The sequence below is a fragment of the Sphingobium sp. SYK-6 genome, from assembly GCF_000283515.1.
Taxonomy (GTDB): Bacteria; Pseudomonadota; Alphaproteobacteria; order Sphingomonadales; family Sphingomonadaceae; genus Sphingobium; species Sphingobium lignivorans.
This window is the reverse complement of sequence record NC_015976.1, coordinates 2,134,109-2,151,640: the sequence shown is the minus strand read 5'-3', so window position 1 is coordinate 2,151,640 and position 17,532 is coordinate 2,134,109. Positions and strand designations below refer to the sequence as shown.

The window sequence follows — 17,532 nt, the reverse complement described above, 5'->3', positions numbered from 1 at the left end:
GAACGTCGTCCCCGGCCGTTCAGGGATATGATGGCATGAGCAATGTCCAACCTGACCGGCATCGCCGCAACGCGCTATGTGCCGACTCGCTGCGGCTGCAAGAAATCGAGGCAGCGGGCGCAAATCTCGTCAAACGTCTCGGCGGCAGGTGGAGCGGCGGCCAGGGGCTTTGTCTCTGCCCCGCCCATGACGATCATGACCCTAGCCTCTCCATTCGCGTCGGCGACTCCGCCCTGCTGTTCAAATGCTTCGCAGGCTGCGACACGATCGCCGTCTTGCGGGCTATCCGCCGCCTTCACCTGGACCTGCCCGAGCGAGGCGCCCCGATCTCATCGATCAAGCACCGCCCCTTTCAAACCGGATCCGGGCCGGCGCTGCGTGTCTGGGATGCCTCCAATCCAATCGCCGGCACGCCCGCCGAAGCTTATCTCGCCAACCGTTTCCTCATGCCGCCCTGGCGCGACCTTCGCTACAACCCGCGCACGCCGTTGGGGCGGGGGAGGACTGCAGTCTTTCGACCTGCGCTCATCGCCGCAGTCCGCGAGGGCCATCGGATCGTTGCCATTCATCGCACCTTTCTGGATCCCGTAGCGGCCGTGAAAGCCAATGATCTGACCGACCCGCGAATGATGCTCGGACGTCCTGGCCGCGGCGCCGTGCAGCTAGCGCCTGCAACCACTATTCTTGGCCTTGCCGAAGGAATCGAAACGGCGCTCGCTGCGATGCGCCTTCATCGAATCCCGGTCTGGGCAACGCTCGGCACCGAACGCGCTGCGCATGTCCTGCTGCCCAGCCGACTGGAACGCCTCGTGCTGCTCTTCGACAGGGATGTGGCGGGATGGAAAGCGAGCCGCCAGATCCGGCTAGTCCATCAGCATAGCGGTCTGGAGGTGTTCAGCCCATGGCCCCCCGTTCCTCATAATGACTGGGCGGAGGTGCTCGAGGACATGCCGCGCGCGGCGTGACGATCATGACAATGCGTAAAAACCTGTTCGCTGCCACGAGCGCATGAGCGCTTCCCTCGCTGACAATCCATGTCGCCTGCGATCCTGTCTCGTGCCGTCCCGGCCCGACGCAGCAAGAGGGGAGGAAGAGGGGATGGGCGGTTCGATGAGCGAGCCGCACCAATGGAGAAACCCATGTCCCAGACTCCCATTCCCGTACCCGCTGCCAATCTCACCAAATCGCCCGTCAATGTCCGGACCCGCACCGATACGGATGCCGACGCGGAACTGGAAGCCAGCATCCTCGCCCACGGCCTCATCCAGAATCTGGTCGGCGTGCCGGTCTCGCGCAAGAAGGGCCACTACCGGATCACCGCCGGCGGTCGCCGCCTAGATGCCGTGCATCGCCTGATCGAAAAGGGCAGCCTGCCGGCCGATCATGCGATCCCCGTCCTGGTCCTCGACAACGCCAGGAATGGCCGCGAGGTCAGCCTCGTTGAAAATTTCGAGCGGCTTCCGATGGGGCCGGGCGAGGAATGCCGCGCCTTCAGGGATATCATCGAGGTCGAGGGCAAGACGGCGGCCGACGTCGCCAAGCGGTTCGGGCTCACCGAACGCTTCGTGATGGGCCGCCTGCGTCTCGCTAACCTTGCCGAGCCGATCTTCGAGGCACTCGAGAATGGCGAGATCACGCTCGATGTCGCCAAGGCCTATTGCACCACGGCTGACAGCGCCCGCCAGAAAGCGATCTGGGACATGCTCTCAGAGAGCTACGCCGGCAATTCCGTCAGTGAAATTCGCCGCCGCATCAAGGACTATAGCTATCGCGGCAACGACCCCCGCGTCTTGCTGGTCGGCCGTGATGCTTACACAGCTGCCGGCGGGCGGATCGAGGATGCCGATCTTTATTCGGACGCGGACGACGAACGCTGGATCGACACCCATATCGTCGACGAGCTTGCGATGATGAAACTCGCCGCCGAAGCGGACATGTTGCGCGAGCGGGAAGGCTTTGCCGAGGTCCGTCCCGTCGCCAACACGCGCGTCCCCTATATGGATACCTACGCCCTGACGCCTTTGCCGGTCGAGGCGCCGGCGCTCAGCGAGGAGCAGGAACAGCGCAAGCTGGAAATCAGGGAGGAACTGGCCGAACTGGAAGCCGAACTCGAGGAAGAAGGCTGCGAGCCAGACGAGGAGGACCAGAATCGCTACACCGCCCTCCAGACCGAACTGTCCACCATCGTCGAACGCGAGCCGATCGTCGATGCCGAGCAGAAGGCGAGCGTGCTCGCCTATCTCGTGATCGGGCCGGACGGTCAGCCGCATATTCACCAGGAACTGTTCGTCGCGCCCGTCGCCACCGACGAAGAGGGTGAAGATGACGAGGATGCAAGTCTCGAGGATGGCGAAACCGACGGCGAAATCCTCGCCGGAGAGGCTGGCCAGGACGAAGCGCGAATCATCGGCCCGGTGATGAGCCAGCGCCTGCGCGAAATGCTGGCGATGATGAAAACCGAACTGCTGGCGGTTCATGTTGCCAGCAATCCGGCGTTCGCGCTGAATCTGGGCACCTTCATCATGGTCGATCGCGAATGCCGCTTCTCGTCCTTCGACATTCCGAGCGATCTCCGCGCCTCGGCTCCCGCCCGTCTCCTCGCCGACTTCAAGCCGGAAACGGCCGCTGTGGCGGAATGGACGAAGCTCGACGAAGCGCTCGACCGGAGCTGGGTCAATCACCAGGCCATCGCGGATCGCTACGACGCCTTCTGCGCTCTCCCCGATGAGGCGCGTGCAGCCTGGCTAGGCTGGGCGATCGCGCGCACGCTGCAGGCCGTCCCGATCGGCCGCCGCGAAGCAACCTTCCTCGATCACCTCGGAACGAAGCTCGAGATCGATGTCGCGGCCTGGTGGCGGCCAACCGCGCTCACCTACTTCGACAAGCTGACCAAGCCCGCCATTCTCAGCCTGTTCCAGGAGATCGGCGGACTGGAGCTGCAATCGCGCTACGCCGGTTCCAAGAAGCACGATCTTTCGGCCTCGGCCGAGCGGCTTTTCGGAGGCGACGTCATCATCGAACCCGAGATTAAGGAACGGGCGCTTGCATGGCTTCCGGAAGCCATGCGCTTTGGCCCTGCCGAAATCGCTGGTGAACAGGGCGCATCGGGCGATGATCGTGATGCATCACCGAATGGGATCGTCGACGCCGACAACGACGATCAGATCTCCCAGGCTGCCTGATCGGGACCGGGGGGATGGGCTACGGCCCGTCCCCCTGGCTTCGAAGTTGAACGTTACGCGGCAAGAAGCCGAAATAGCGACATTCGCGGCCCACCTCCAACGAGAGAAAGATGAAACTTGTCACCTTTCCGCGCGAATTTATGGTTACGCCGACGACTATTGCTACTCGACGAGGGAGCATATCCGCCCAACCCTTCGCCGAGCAAATCGACGCGACTGGGCTGCAAATGTCGCATCCCGCAACAGCTTGTTCTTCAATTCCGTTGGCGTTTGCGTTATCGAATCAGGAACGATGGGGGAAAATTGCGTGCGGAAGAAATCGAGTAGATTCAATGTCTAATGCCAAGCAGATACTGGCGATGCTGCGCAGTCGAGCCGAAGGCGACGACGAGCAGTTCTACTCGATCGCGTTGCAGGTGGCCGCCGCCGAGGCCCGACAGGGTCGCCGGGACACCGCCAACGACTTGCGCGCCGCGGTCGATACCGCACGCGCAGCGCGAGGCGTCAGCCCATCCATTCCGATCGCTTTCGCCCGCCCGCGCGGTGATCTTGAAGGTCTTCTCGACCTTCGCGAGCCCACCGTAACGCTCGCCGACGTGATCCTGCCCGCCGCCGTCTCGCAGCGGCTCGATAATGCTATTCTCCAGCAGCGGCGACGCGACTGGCTGCGCGAGCATGGCAAAGCGCCCAACCGCCGGCTCCTGTTCGTGGGTCCGCCCGGATCGGGCAAGACCATGACCGCCGAGGCACTCGCCAGCGAGTTGAAGCTGCCGCTCTACATCATAAGACTGGAAGCACTCATTACCCGCTTCATGGGCGAAACCGCGGCCAAGCTCAGACTCGTGTTCGACGAGACCCTTCGCCGCCGCGCGGTCTATCTGTTCGATGAGTTCGATGCCGTTGGCGGGCATCGGACCGCCTCCAACGACGTTGCCGAGATGCGCCGCGTCCTCAACAGTTTCCTTCAGTTCATGGAGGAAAAGAGTGCCACCGATAGTCCGCTCGTCGCGGCCACCAATCACCCCGAGTTGCTCGATCGCGCTTTGCTGCGCCGCTTCGACGACGTGATCGAGTTCGAAATGCCTTCCGCCGAACAGGTGCGAGCAGTGGTCAAAGCAAACCTCAAGCCGTTGAAATATCCCCGATTGGCATGGTCCGTCATCGAAAAAGCGGCGCGCGGCCTCAGCCAGGCCGAGATCGCGCGCGCGGCCGACGAAGCGGTTAAGGCGGCCATCCTCGACCAGCGCGACCAGATAACCACACCCGACATCACCGCTCGCCTCGCCGAGCGCCAAGCGATGCGCACCGCTTTCTCCGCGAAACACTGACCTGTGGCCCAGCACGATCGACCGCATCTCGACATATCGAGACTTGCTCACAGCGTGGCTTTCAAGTCGCCGGGCAGCAATGCCCGGCAGCGCCCGCTCATCCGCATTCGCCAGGACCACGGCCAGCGATTGATCGCCGAACTCGCTTCGGCTTTTCAGCACGCCGAGCAGGTCCGGCAGGTCCCGGATGGCGCTCCGCCCCTAGCGCCACCCGATGGCACTTTCCTTGAGGTGGAATTGTCGCCGCAAGCCGGCCCGACCACGCTCGAACGCACGCGGGAAAAAACCCGGCAAGGCGCCGTGACGTTCACCGAACAAGGCGCGCGCCGGATCGCCTTGTTCGTGCCCGACGACATGCGCGACACGCTCGAAGCGGTGTTCCAAGATTACACTTTCGGGCCGCTCAACGAGCGTACCGGCTCGCCCAAAGGGAAAACTCGCGTCGAGACGATCGAGCATATCCGCGAAGCGCGCATCCGCACCTTCTGGCGGGACGATCCCTCAGCATTGCCCGAAGACCCCCAGGCGGAAATGTGGTGGTCGCTGTGGTGCTTCCGCGACCGGGTTGACCGCGTTCTCGAAGCCGCCGCACAGCTCGGGCTCCATGTCGGCGAGGACGACACCTTCCTGCGCTTTCCCGAAACCATCGTCGTTCCGGTCTATGGCCGCCGCGCCGCGATCGAGTTGCTGCTGTTTGCGACGGGTAGCATCGCCGAGCTGCGGCGCGCGAGCGACAATCCCCACGTCTTCACCCACGACCTGCGTGACGAAGCACAAGCCTTCATCGACGACCTCGCCGAACGGACCATCTGGCCCGGCCGCGAGGCGCCGGCCATCTGCCTCCTCGATACCGGCGTCAATCGCGCCCATCCGCTCATCGAGCCCGCCCTCGCGGTCGAAGACCTGTTGAGCGTCGATCCCGACTGGGGCGGCGACGATCATGCGCCCGGCTCCGGCCACGGCACCGGCATGGCGGGCCTGGCGCTGCACGGCGACCTCGTGGCGCCCTTGGCCGATCAGGAACAGCGACGCCTCATGCACCGACTGGAATCGGTCAAAATCCTGCCGCCCGCAGGCTTTCCCGCGAACGACCCGCACGCTTACGGTCCCATCACCCAAGGCGCCATCGCACGCGCCGAAATCCAAAACCCCGACCGCGCGCGCCTGTTCTGCATGGCCGTTACCAATGGCGGACGCAGCGGCGCCGAGGCGACCGCATGGAGTGCCGCCATTGACCAGGCCGCGGCCGGCGCCGAATCCGAGGGTCAGGAAAACCCGTCGCCCAAGCGGCTCATCGTCCTCGCGGCGGGCAACGTCCCCGACCACGCCAATCCGGCGGAGATCGCGGATGCCGACGCCTTCCCGGCGGAAGATCCCTGTCAGGCTTGGAACGCGCTGGCGATCGGCGGCTACACCGAAAAGAGCCAGATCGCGGAGGCCGGCTATGAGGACTGGACGCCGATGGCGGCGGTCGGCGCCGGAAGCCCCTATAGCCGCACCTCCTATCTCTGGCGCGCCGGCCAATCGCCGTTCAAGCCCGACCTCGTATTCGAGGCGGGCAACAGGGCGATCAGCCCCGCCAAAACCGAAGCGATTGCCGGCCTCGACTCCCTTTCGCTTCTCACCACCGCGCGCGATGTCGGTCAGCGTCCGCTCGACAGCTTCTGGGCCACCAGTGCCGCCACGGCGCAGGCGGCGCGCTTAGCCGCGCAGATCGCGGCGGACCACCCTGATTATTGGCCCGAGACCATCCGGGCGCTGATGGTCCATAGCGCGCGCTGGACGCCACCCATGACCGAGGCCATCGCGGCCTGCGCCGCTAAACGCGACAAAGCGGATTGTCTCCGCCGCTATGGATATGGCCTTCCCGACCTCGCCCGGGCTCGCGCCTCCATGATTAACGATCTCGCCCTTGTCGCGCAAAGAGAGATTCAGCCCTTTCGCAAGGAAGCGTCAGGCATCCGCTTCCACGAGGCCCATGTCTATCCGCTGCCCTGGCCACGCCAGATTCTTGAAGAACTCGACAATCTGCGCGTGCGGCTGAAGGTAACGCTCTCCTATTTCATCGAGCCCAATCCCAGCTTCGCCACGGCCATCGACCCGGCTCGTTATCAGTCCTTCGGCCTGCGGTTCGACTTGAAGCGGTCGCGCGAAACCACCGCGAACTTCCTGCGCAGGAACAACGCCGAAGGGCGTGCGGAGAATGACTCGCGGCCGGTCAGCGAAAACAATGATGGTTGGCTGTTTGGCGAGCGTACCATCTCGGCCGGATCGCTGCACGTCGATATTTGGGAAGGCCCGGCCGTCGAGCTGGCCGCGCGGAACATGCTCTATATCCACCCGATCACCGGCTGGTGGCGGGAGCGAACCGGGCTCAAGCGCTTCAACGACAAAGCGCGTTACGCCCTGATCGTCAGTCTTGAGACGCCGGAAGCGGAAATCGATCTCTACACTCCGATCGAAGCGGCCATTCCGACGCTGATCGACGTCGAGATCGAAGGCTAAACCGCTGCGCTGGCGGCGCGGCAGCGGCGATAAAGTCGCAGATGGCATCAACATGGTCACGCGCTTCCGGCGTGACGATGATGGAATGGGCCACGTTCAGCTGCGCTTGGTCACCCGCTTGTGCTGTTCTGCTAGCCCGACGCGCACGTCTTCGAGTGGAATCCCGCGCGAGGGATTGGCCCGATAGGCGTCCTAGGCAGGGACGACCTCGTTGCGCAGCCATTGCTCCACGGCCCGGTCCGGTGCATCGAGCGCGCGCAGCCCGTCGCCAATGACTTCGCTCTCGCTGGCATATTCGCTCGACGCCACCTTGTCGCGCACCTGCGCCGCCAAGTCGTTCGGCAGCGTCACGCTGAACTGTTGGGTCGTCCGCATGGATGACACTCCTTGTGGATATGATTTAATCCTATTCGCCGCCATCCTTCAAGCTGGGCAGCCATGCAGGCACGGCGATGGCTGTCAGCGCCTGAAGAACTGAACGGTCCCCTTCGTACCCGCTCCAATAATTACCCACGCAGTACCCGACCGCGCAAATCCGACCGCCCCAAAGAAGGAAAGCGGGAAGGGGACAGGAGGATTGTCCTGTTGTCCCAAGAGGTGCCCATGAACTTGCCCCAACTCGCCCTGTCGCAGACCCAAGACACCGCCACATGTCTGTCCGAGGTCGCCCGCTCTCTTTCCCACCGCCTGCATAATGGCGTCGCCGTAAGCCGCCAAAGCCTCAAGCGGTTGATGACCGAGGTTTTCGGCGTCAATGATGCCGGCGGGCTCTGGTCGATGCGCGATGCCTATGACGCATTGGAAACCGCCCAGGTCCTGCTCCTCGCCGATCCGCAAAGCCCGCTCCTTGGCGGCACGCCCGCCGACATCTTCGAACGCCTGCGGCAGTTCGAGCGCCGCTTGCCCACCCAGACCTACCGCTCGGAAAAGCAGGTCGATCTCCAGCAGTTCAGCACGCCGATCACCCTCGCATGGCTCGTGGCCATGGCGGCGCGCTGCCGATCGGACGATATCCTGCTCGAACCCTCGGCGGGCACCGGCATGCTGGCGGTCCATGGCCTGCGCGTGGGCGTGGTGCTGATCAACCCGCCTTTCAGCCGCAGCACCGGGCGCGGGATCGATCGTCATGCCGGCGCGCGCCATCTGCGCGCCGCCCTGGCGTGCCTGGCCCCTGGCGGGCGATGCGTCGCCATCATGCCCACCAGCTTCTCGCCTGAAGGTTCTGCGGCGCTTGGCTATAACGCCGTCGCCGAACTTGTCCCGCCCCGCGCCGAGATCACCATTTCGGGCAGTCCTTACGCCAAGCATGGCACGGGGATCGATGTGCGGTTGCTGGTCTTCGACAGGGGATGGACGGGCACGCCCGAGCGCCACTTTGCCGGTGACCTCGAAGCGGCGCTGCGCCTGGTGCTTGCCATGCCCGATCGGCTCGCTCCCCTCGAGCCACCGCCGCTTGTGCCGCCGCCGGCCGCCGCTACGCCCCGTTCCCTTGTCCCTGCCGCCCAATCGCCCGCCATGCTCTTCGCGCGCATGAACGGCCAAAAGCTTGCGCCACCCTCGCGAATCGCCGCCACGGCGGATGAGGCGCGACCGATTATCTATACCGCGCCTCAGGCGCCGCTTGCGCCTGGGGAAACCGTGGGCATTTATTCCGCCTGGCGCCTCGCGCGGATCGCCATCGAGGATGCTTCCCGGCATCCCGACGACCTGGTCGAATCCATCGCCATGGCTTCGGTGTCGCTTCCGGCGCCCAGCTATCGGCCAATGCTTCAGGACCGCGCGATCAAGGCGCTGTCGGAGGCGCAGCTCGAAACCATCATCTATGCGGGCGACGCCCATGAGCGCGATCTTGCCGGTCGTTTCGCGGCCAATCTCGCCGGCGATCGCCTTGTCGAGGACAGGGACGGCCACCTCTATCGCACCGGCTTCTTCATCGCCGACGGCACCGGCGTCGGCAAGGGCCGTGAGGCGGCCGGCATCATTCTCGACCAGTGGAACCGCGGCAATCGCCGCGCGATCTGGATTTCCATGGCCGACCTCATTGAGGACGCGCGCCGCGACTGGACGGCGCTGGGCGGCCTCGCCATCGATATCCAGCCGATCGCAAATTTCCCTCTCGGCAAACCGATCACGATGGAAAGCGGCATCGTCTTCCTGACCTATGCCGCCCTGCGCTCCGCCCGCCATGACACGGCATCGCGCCTGCAGCAGTTGCTTGACTGGACCGGCGAGGACTTCGCCGGCGTGATCGTCTTCGACGAGTCCCACGCCATGGCCCATGCCGGCGGCACGGAAACCGATTTCGGAAAGGCCCAAGGGTCGGAACAGGGGCTGGCGGGCATCCGGTTGCAAAATGCCCTGCCACGGGCCCGCATTCTCTACATGTCCGCCACTGGCGCGGCGAGGCCCGAAAACCTCTCCTATGCCGTTCGCCTTGGCCTGTGGGGACCGGGCACGGCCTTTGCCACGCGCGACATGTTCATGAAGGCGATGGAGGAGGGTGGCATTGCGGCACTTGAGGTCGTTTGCCGCGACCTCAAGGCGATGGGCCTCTACACCGCCAGGGCACTGAGCTTCGCGGGCGTCGAATATGAGCCGCTCGAACATGTGCTGACGCCCGACCAGATCGCGATCTACGACGGCTATGCGGATAGCTGGAGCATCATTCATCGCGGGCTTCGCGAAGTGCTGGCCGAGATCGGCATCGTCGACCGGATATCGGGCAAGACGCAGAACGCCCGGGCGCGCGGATCGGGGCTCAGTTCCTTCGAGTCTGCCAAGTTAAGGTTCTTTTCCAGCCTCCTCGTGAGCCTGAAAATCCCCTCGCTCATCAGGGCGATCGAACAGGAACTGGCGTCGGACAACGCCGTGCTGGTGCAACTCGCGAGCACGGGTGAAGCCATCATGGACCGGCGGCTCTCCGAACTCACCGCCGAGGAGCGGGCCATGCTGGATGTTCAGGTCTCGCCCAAAGAAACTCTTATCGACTATTTGAAAAATGCCTTTCCCATACGCCAGATGCGGGTCTTCCGGGCAGACGACGGCGCCGTGCGCGCCGAACCGATGACCGATGCCGAGGGCAATCCGGTGTTGTGCAAGAAGGCGATTACCGCTCGAGACGAACTGATCGAGGATCTGTGCGCGCTTCCGGCTATACCCACCGCACTGGACGCCCTTATCGCGCATTTCGGGACCGATCGCGTCGCCGAGATCACCGGACGCTCGCGGCGCATCGTGACCGATGTCACCGGCAAACAGAAAATCGAAAGGCGGGGCGCCCGCGCCAACGTTCTCGAAGTCCAGGCATTCCAGAATGGAACCAAGCCGATCGCCGCCTTTTCGCTCGCGGGCAGCACCGGCCGGTCCATGCATTCCGATCGGAACTGCCCGACCGCCCATCGTAGGCGCGCGCATTTCCTTCTGGAACTGGGCTTCCGTATCCTTTCGGCCGTACAAGGCTTCGGGCGCAGTCATCGCACCAATCAGATGACGGCGCCTGTCTATCGTCCGCTCACTACGGATTGCCGCGGTGAGCGCCGCTTCCTCAGCACCATCATCCGCGGTCTCGAAGCATTGGGCGCCTTGACCAGGGGGCAGCGCCAGACTGGATCGCAAAATCTCTTCGACCCGTCGGACAATCTGGAATCGGACTTTGCGCGCGACGCGCTCACGCAATGGTTCCATCTCCTTTACGAGGGCAAGCTGCGCAGCGTTTCGCTCGACGCCTTTCAGGAGATGACGGGACTTGAACTGTGCGACGAGGGAGGGGAACTGCTCGAGCGTCTGCCGCCCATTCATCGCTGGCTCAACCGCATCCTGGCGTTGCGAATCGCAACCCAGAACAGTATATTCGAGGAGTTTCTGGGGCTGATCGAGGATCGCGTCGAAGCAGCGCGCACGGCGGGCACACTGGACCTGGGCATCGAGACCATTCGCGCCGACCGCATGGATCTGCTGTCGGATCAACTCTTGCGCACCGATCCCGTGACCCGGGCCGAGACGAGGCTATTGCGCCTGGAGCTGCACCGGCGGCCGCCGATCATCAGTTGGGCCATGCTTCTGCTCGAATGCAAGGATGCGGACGATATCGCCTGGCTTCGCAATGCCCGCTCCGGCCGGGTGGCGTTGCGCGTGCCGACATGGCCGGGGCAGGATGAGGACGGTAACTGGATCGAGCGATGCTATCTTCTTCGCCCTACAGGTCAGTCCCGCATGGAAGTCACAGCCCTGGCGGCCAGCCACTGGAGCGAGGTCGACCGCGACACATTCCAGCACCTTTGGCAGCAGGAGGCCGCTGAAGCCGCCAAGAATCTTCTGGTCGAGACGATTACCCTCGCGACCGGCCTGCTATTGCCCGTCTGGAACAAGCTGCCCGAGGATGATGTGCGCGTGTGGCGGATCGACGATGGCGCCGGCACGTCCATCCTCGGGCGTATCATCCATCCTGCCGCCCTCGAACGGCTCGAAAGGGAGTTTGGGCTCGACGGCGGCATCGCCCTTGGTCCTGACGAAATCATCGCCGGCGCGCGTGCGGGCAGCGCCGTGCCGATCCCCTGCCTCGGGACGGCAAAGCTCGCGCGCGTTCATGTCAACGACAGTGCCCGTCTCGAGATCCGGGACTATCGCCCCGAAGATCGGATCTGGCTGAAGGCATGCGGCGCATTCAGCGAGGTGGTGCAGTTCAAGACCAGATTATTCCTGCCGCCGGAACGGGCACGGGACATCCTTGCCAGGATCATCGCCGAGCGCCACTGCTGATCCTGGCTCCAACGATCTGAAAATCATCGAGCAGGCAAAGCGCGGCCTGTTTCCGCCGGACTTCGCCGAAGATCATCATTCCGCCGGTGCCGGCACCTCCGCCTCGGCCTCATCCTGCTTGACCGTCGCAGCACGCCGCCTGGGCGCCTTCGACTTCGTGGATGGAGCGGCCTTGACGGCTGAGGCTTTCGTAGAGGCCTTCTTCCTGGCTACCGGCTTTGCAGCTTCCGCCGTTGCCGGCGCGGCCACAGCTTCCTCCGCCGGCGCTGGCGTCGAGGCATTCGCCTTCGGCTTCGCCGGCGCCTTCTTCACGGTGGATTTCTTTGCGGCTGCTTTCTTGCCTGCAGGCTTTGCCGCGGTCGCCCCTTCGGGCTGTGCAGGCGCAGCTACCGGCTCCGGCGTCGGTTCAAGTGCAGCGATCCCGGCCTCATCGCCCAGCTTGGCAACCGCAGCCCTGACACGAGAACGCCGGGACTTTTTCTCAGGGACTGGGGCAGGGGTCGCCTCGGTCGCCGGTGCGACTTCCGGCACAACCGGCGTAGCCCCAGCGGATCCCGCCTCAGCCACAGGTGCTGCCTCGACTGCGGGCGCCTCGCCCCCCACCTTTGCGCCAACGCGTCGTCCGAGCCCAAGCTGCTGGGCGACGGCGCGTCGATGCTCCGAATAGGCCGGCGCGATCATCGGATAATCCTTGGGAAGATTATAGCGTTCGCGATATTCCGACGGTGTCAGTCCGTTTGTCGCCAGATGCCGTTTCAGCGTCTTGTACGGCTTGCCGTCGAGCATGCTGATGATGTGCTCTCGCGAACTCAGGCTTTTACGGATCGATACAGCCGGAACAAATTCGAGCGTCGCCGGCGTCTCTACCGTGGCTTTCCGTTCCAGAGCGCCGCGGGTCGCTTCGATGATCCCGGCAATGTCGCCCGCCGGCACCTGATTGTTCGAGAAATAGGCGCTCAATAACTGCACCGTCATGGCGGTGAAATCGGGCTGCTCGGTGTCGGCCACGTAAAACTCCCTGAACTGGAAGGCCATGAAGATGGCGGTGATTGTGGGAAGAATTTGGGGTCAACAGCTAAGCGGGAATGCGCCGCTCATGCAAGCATCCTGTGCATCGTGCTCGCGCAGGTCCGGAAATGGAAAGTGGAGGGAGAGGGGACGATCAGGACCGATTGAAGGTCTTGTTTCCATGAACGGCGAACCATGGCCGACCGCGTATCCGTCCACATCATGATCGGTGGCGTGCTTGCCCGCTCCAGATATCCTCAACTCATCCAGGCTATCGGGAAAGACAATCCCGCTATCGATTGGGATGGCACGCCGTTCAGCCCTGAAGATCTACCCACCGATACGGCACTCGCGCTGATGGATCATGACGTCGCCGATGGTCGTTTCGAAGAGATCGAAGATGTCTGTCGCCTCCATGGTCTCCACTATGTTCGCTGGTCCGGCGGCTATCCCGGCAGCTTTCCGTCCGTTCGCGTTCTTTACCTGGGTCATGGCGAACCACAACTGGTCCCGACAACCGAGGAGGACGAACAAGTCTTCCCGATCGAGCGTATCAGGGAACTGGGAAGCATCGAGGCGATCGAAGCGGAATACCGGCTTGCGCGCATGAATCCGCCCCCGATGGTCCTGGTCGACCACGATCCCGATGCAGCCATTTCGGAGACCGTCCATGGCTGATCATCATGTCCAGGGATCCTTCGCTTTCACTTGCACGGCAGCCGAAAGCGCGCTGATCGAGGAGGCGTGGCAGCACGCTGCCGACCTGCTGGGCGACTTCAGCCCGAGCGAACCGAGCGCGGAGTTTCTGGCCGCCTTCATGCCGACGGACCTCGGCAATCCGTTCAACGGCCTGCTTGGCATCTTCGATGATCCCGCCTTTCCCGATTTCGGTGCGGAGATTGAAATTTCGGGCGGCGCAGACTGTGTCGTCTCGATCTACGGAACCACGGATTTTCAGCCAGGCCCGATCGCCGAACTCATCCGCCGGTGTTGCCAGGAAAGTTTGAAATCCAAGCCCCTCGGCTTCGACTGGAGCTACAGCTGCTCACGTCCCCGTCACGACAGCTTCGGGGGAGGGTGGTGCGCGATTTTCGCCGATCATGTCGAGTTCGAGACCACGCAGCAGCAGCTGGCGCGGCGACTGGCCATATTCGCTACCGCGCCAGTGCGAGACCCGCCCGATCCATGGGTCGACGAACCCGACCATCCTTCAGTCGACTGGATCGCCGAGGTCCTGAATGGCGACACGCGTCTTGGTTATCTCGACTGGACGCTCCCCAGGATTGAAGCAGGCGATAGCACCGATGCCCTGACGGTGCCGCCGCCGGCCTGACCGGCTCACACCACAAAAAACTTCTTAAACCTGAAGGACAATATCATGACCGACGCCACCGCGCCGGGCGCATCCGCGCGCCTGTATAGCCAGACCGAACATGACGACCGCGGGAACTTCCACTACGAAGGCGACCTCTATCGCGCCGGAGAAGCGTTGCCGTCGCTCGCTTCTCGGATCGAGCGCCATCTGGCAGAACATTTTACCGAAACCACGTTCGCGATCCGCACGGAGAAGTTTTCCGGGGGGCGCAAGGTCATCGCGGAGATTCTCGATGCTCCAACCGACCTGACCGGCCGCGACGCGCAGAACGCCTTCATAGTCGAAATACGCGATCAGATAGAACGGTTCGGTTCGACCCGGACCAATCCATTGCAGGATTTCTGGTCGTGCAGTTTCTACTGCGACGTGCGCATCGGCCAAGCTTATTGGGCGGCGTTGGCAAAGCGTCAAGGGAGCCGCAATCCGGTCGATACGGTGATATCGTTGGCGGCCTTCAAGAAGCGGATCAAAGCCGGCGACCAGTTGAAACTGATCGACGCGCCGACCGGTCATCGCCTGCTCGGCACGACCCGCGAAATCACGAAGGTGCGCTCCGGCGACCTGATCCTTGAAGGACGCTCCTACCTCAGCTTTCCCCGAGCATCGGCCTTTGCCTGAGACGGCCGTCTGATCCGCATCGCCATCGGCTCGGAATATGGTCCGGATGATCACCTTCTATACGAGTGGATTCGCAAGAACGCTGCCTGAGCAGGGCCATATCCGCGCCTGCACTCTTAAATCCGCGTAAATTGCGGGCGGTCACGAAAAGCACCTCGCGGACGATCCCGCTGCGGCTGGGCCATCCGCCCCCGCGCCCGCTCGCCCTCATCACCGATCTGGAGGCTCCGATGCATGAGCCCTATCTCAAGGCGATGGCGACACTGCTCCGCCGCAGCCAGCCGCGCCACGATCTCTACACCGTTTTCGGCCACTGTATGGAGGCCATGGCACTCGCCATGGCCAACGGCGTCGCGGCAGCGCGAGCCACGCGAGGCGAGCTATCTCGACATTGTCGGGCACTACCGGCCGGATGTGATCGATCTGTTTCCGCGAGTCCTCGCAGAACTGGTGCAGGCTCTAGAAGTCGGCCCCGGCGATGTGCTGGGCGCCCTGTTCCACGACCTTGAGCTGCACAACAAGGCGCGGGGCCAGTTCTTCACGCCTTATACCCTCAGTCGCTTCATGGCCCAGGTGACAATCCGGGATTCCGAAAGCGTCAAGGCGATCATCGGCGACCATGGCTTCGTGACCGCCATGGAACCGGCCTGCGGGGCGGGGTCGATGGTGATCGCGCTCGCTGAGGCCATGCGCGATCTCGGTATAAACTATCAGCGCCATCTTCATGTCACCGCGATCGATATCGACCCGCGCGCGATCCACATGGCCTAAGTCCAGCTCTCGCTGCTGCATGTGCCGGCGCATCTCATGGTTGGAAACTCCCTCTCGGGCGAAACGGCCGAGCATTGGTACACACCGGCCCATATTCTGGGCGGATGGAACGCCCGGCTCGCCCATCGACGACGCCACGAGCCCGCCGGTGAGACGCTTGTCCATGCTGTCGAAGCGCCACCTGCGCCGGCCCCGATCAACCATGCAGTTTCACCGTCGCGCGAGCCACGGATTTCGCCACCGGCCATGCCGCAACAGCTGAGCCTTTTCTGACCATCCGAGATTTCACATTGCTGGAGGCTGGCATGTCCCATCATGTCCATATCACCGCGCTCAGCCAGACACCGGCCGGCATGACGGTCATAACGCTGGCCATCTGCGGACCACGCGGCGGCATGCGCACCGTAGAGGATATTTCTATCGAGGAAGCCGAGAAGATGGCGGCGCGGCTTCAGGCGGCCATCACCGCTGCGCGCGCCGGGCTCGGCAAGGATCCGGCCGATGCCTTTGTCCAGGATGTGGTCGGTCAGCTCGGCGACCCCGCACTTGCTCTCGATCCACCTTTCCGCAGATGGTGTAGCGCGCACCATGGCCTGCTCAGCGCTCGGCAGGCCGCAGAGCGCTGGTGCTGCTGGCACGTCTCCTGAGTCCCATGGCGATCGAGATCATGGTCGGCTTGCCGCACCTGCGCACGGGGCCGATACTGAACCGCGCCCGCGCCATGCAGGTGCCGACACTCATCTCCGCGAACGCGCTGCCGCGCTGGAATCGCCGCAAGGGCAGGCCCGAATGGCAGGGATGGCGCCTTGATCTGCTGAAAAATGCCGACGGATTGTCCGGCATCGCATTGGACAGTGCCGGATTCGTCGCTTTATCGCAGTATCGCGGATTTCCCTGGGCGACAGAAGCTTATCTCGATCTCGCCGCAAGCTATCCGTTCCGCTGGTTCGCCAGCATGGACTATTGCGTCGAACCCGAGATCGCACCCGATCGTGAAGAGGTGCGCGACCGGATTTCGAGAACCATCCGGGTCAACCGCGATTGCTGGCGCGGCGCTCATGACCGCGGCATTGCCCATCGCTTCATGCCGGTAATACGAGGCCGGGTCGCAGGCGATTATGAAAAGTGCATCGATGCGCTAGGCGATATCATCGATGCCGTACCCCTGATCGGTATCGGCTCCATGTGCCGCAGACCCGTAGGCGGCAGCGATGGGGTGATCGCCATCTTCGAGCATCTCGATCGCATTCTCGGGAGCAGGACGATGATTCACGGACTCGGCATAAAAGGCACGGCCCTCAGCAAGCTCCGCCGGCTCGAACGTCGTGTGGCTTCGACAGACAGCCAGGCATTCGGGCTAGGCAGCAGGATCGAGGCCCGCCAGCGCGGATCTCCAAGACCGACGCCTTCGTCGCCGATCATATGGAGCGCTGGGCACGCCGCCAATATGCGCGGTCCGTCCGCGCTCTCGCGCCCATGCAGGGCGAACTGCCGCTCGGCCCCGATGACCGACCGCCACGCGATCCATGGGAGAGGGCGATTGCAAAGGCGCGCGCCGAAATCCGGGCGCTGATCGAAGAGGGACAACTGTCGCACGACGAAATTTCCGAACCGTGGATCGCGCAGTGGGCAGCCGACATCTTCCAGGCCGAACCGCCTGTATCCGCCGGGGACTCACGATGATCCGCCACGGCGAAAGCATGGAACGCATCCTGCCCGGCCTATATGCGGGGAACGAGGTGAGAGCCGAGCGCCACCGTCGCGGCTGGGCATTTCAGATGAAATGCGGCCAGCTCGGCCGCCAACTCTGGTTTGAATATTCTCCACACGGGCTGTGGACCCCCATCGGCATCTGGCGCATCCTCGACACCGGACTCCGGGTGGCAGCGCGCCTTCGCGCCGGAACGCATTTCTGGGATGAGAGCTGCCAGACCACCCGCCTATATGGTGATGACGTCTATTCCATTCTGCGTGATGAGGTGTGACC

At 63.6% G+C, this 17,532-nt stretch carries 13 protein-coding genes and 1 pseudogene; 12 read left to right on the top strand and 2 right to left on the bottom strand.

Annotated elements, in window-relative coordinates:
- Positions 1 to 35: 35 nt before the first annotated feature.
- The 4 genes from SLG_RS09645 to SLG_RS09630 all read left to right on the top strand — a co-directional run bounded on the left by SLG_RS09645 (position 36) and on the right by SLG_RS09630 (position 7,015).
- Entirely contained in the window at positions 36 to 965 is a 930-nt protein-coding gene (locus tag SLG_RS09645; RefSeq protein ID WP_014076282.1) for a DUF7146 domain-containing protein, read from the top strand.
- A 174-nt stretch (positions 966 to 1,139) separates the two neighbouring features.
- Complete coding sequence (locus SLG_RS09640; RefSeq protein WP_014076281.1) at positions 1,140 to 3,182, top strand: ParB/RepB/Spo0J family partition protein; 2,043 nt, start codon at positions 1,140 to 1,142, stop codon at positions 3,180 to 3,182.
- Between the two features lie 332 nt (positions 3,183 to 3,514).
- Complete coding sequence (locus tag SLG_RS09635; protein ID WP_014076280.1) at positions 3,515 to 4,510, top strand: AAA family ATPase; 996 nt, start codon at positions 3,515 to 3,517, stop codon at positions 4,508 to 4,510.
- Positions 4,511 to 4,564: 54 nt separating this feature from the next.
- On the top strand, positions 4,565 to 7,015 hold the full coding sequence (locus tag SLG_RS09630) for a S8 family peptidase (RefSeq protein ID WP_231848648.1): 2,451 nt from the start codon (positions 4,565 to 4,567) through the stop codon (positions 7,013 to 7,015).
- Between the two features lie 192 nt (positions 7,016 to 7,207).
- Here SLG_RS09630 and SLG_RS09625 read toward each other — a convergent pair whose 3' ends face one another.
- Positions 7,208 to 7,390 carry a ribbon-helix-helix domain-containing protein gene (locus tag SLG_RS09625; RefSeq protein WP_014076278.1) on the bottom strand — a complete coding sequence of 61 codons (183 nt, stop codon included), beginning with the start codon at positions 7,388 to 7,390 and terminating at the stop codon, positions 7,208 to 7,210.
- Positions 7,391 to 7,618: 228 nt separating this feature from the next.
- On the opposite strand from SLG_RS09625, the gene SLG_RS09620 reads away from it, so the two are divergent.
- A complete protein-coding gene (locus SLG_RS09620) occupies positions 7,619 to 11,773 on the top strand; it encodes a strawberry notch family protein (RefSeq protein WP_014076277.1) in 4,155 nt (1,384 codons plus the stop codon).
- Between the two features lie 75 nt (positions 11,774 to 11,848).
- Here SLG_RS09620 and SLG_RS09615 read toward each other — a convergent pair whose 3' ends face one another.
- Entirely contained in the window at positions 11,849 to 12,808 is a 960-nt protein-coding gene (locus SLG_RS09615) for a MucR family transcriptional regulator (RefSeq protein WP_014076276.1), read from the bottom strand.
- 168 nt (positions 12,809 to 12,976) lie between these two features.
- Here SLG_RS09615 and SLG_RS09610 point away from each other — a divergent pair, with 168 nt between their 5' ends.
- From SLG_RS09610 to SLG_RS09580, 7 genes and pseudogenes are all read left to right on the top strand, one after another.
- Positions 12,977 to 13,459 carry a hypothetical protein gene (locus tag SLG_RS09610; RefSeq protein ID WP_014076275.1) on the top strand — a complete coding sequence of 161 codons (483 nt, stop codon included), beginning with the start codon at positions 12,977 to 12,979 and terminating at the stop codon, positions 13,457 to 13,459.
- Positions 13,452 to 14,114 (top strand): hypothetical protein, encoded by a 663-nt coding sequence (locus SLG_RS09605; RefSeq protein WP_014076274.1) that lies wholly within the window; start codon positions 13,452 to 13,454, stop codon positions 14,112 to 14,114. The genes SLG_RS09610 and SLG_RS09605 overlap by 8 nt, the downstream gene beginning before the upstream one ends.
- Positions 14,115 to 14,159: 45 nt before the next feature.
- Positions 14,160 to 14,864: pseudogene (locus tag SLG_RS09600) on the top strand (hypothetical protein).
- Between the two features lie 324 nt (positions 14,865 to 15,188).
- Positions 15,189 to 15,545, top strand: a complete 357-nt coding sequence (locus tag SLG_RS22175; RefSeq protein ID WP_231848647.1) for an N-6 DNA methylase — start codon at positions 15,189 to 15,191, stop codon at positions 15,543 to 15,545.
- 305 nt (positions 15,546 to 15,850) lie between these two features.
- Entirely contained in the window at positions 15,851 to 16,192 is a 342-nt protein-coding gene (locus SLG_RS09590; RefSeq protein WP_014076270.1) for a hypothetical protein, read from the top strand.
- A gap of 5 nt (positions 16,193 to 16,197) precedes the next feature.
- Positions 16,198 to 17,118, top strand: a complete 921-nt coding sequence (locus tag SLG_RS09585) for a deazapurine DNA modification protein DpdA family protein (RefSeq protein WP_014076269.1) — start codon at positions 16,198 to 16,200, stop codon at positions 17,116 to 17,118.
- Positions 17,119 to 17,224: 106 nt separating this feature from the next.
- Positions 17,225 to 17,530: a hypothetical protein gene (locus SLG_RS09580; RefSeq protein ID WP_014076268.1), complete on the top strand. Its 306-nt coding sequence runs from the start codon at positions 17,225 to 17,227 to the stop codon at positions 17,528 to 17,530.
- The last annotated feature ends 2 nt before the right edge of the window (positions 17,531 to 17,532 follow it).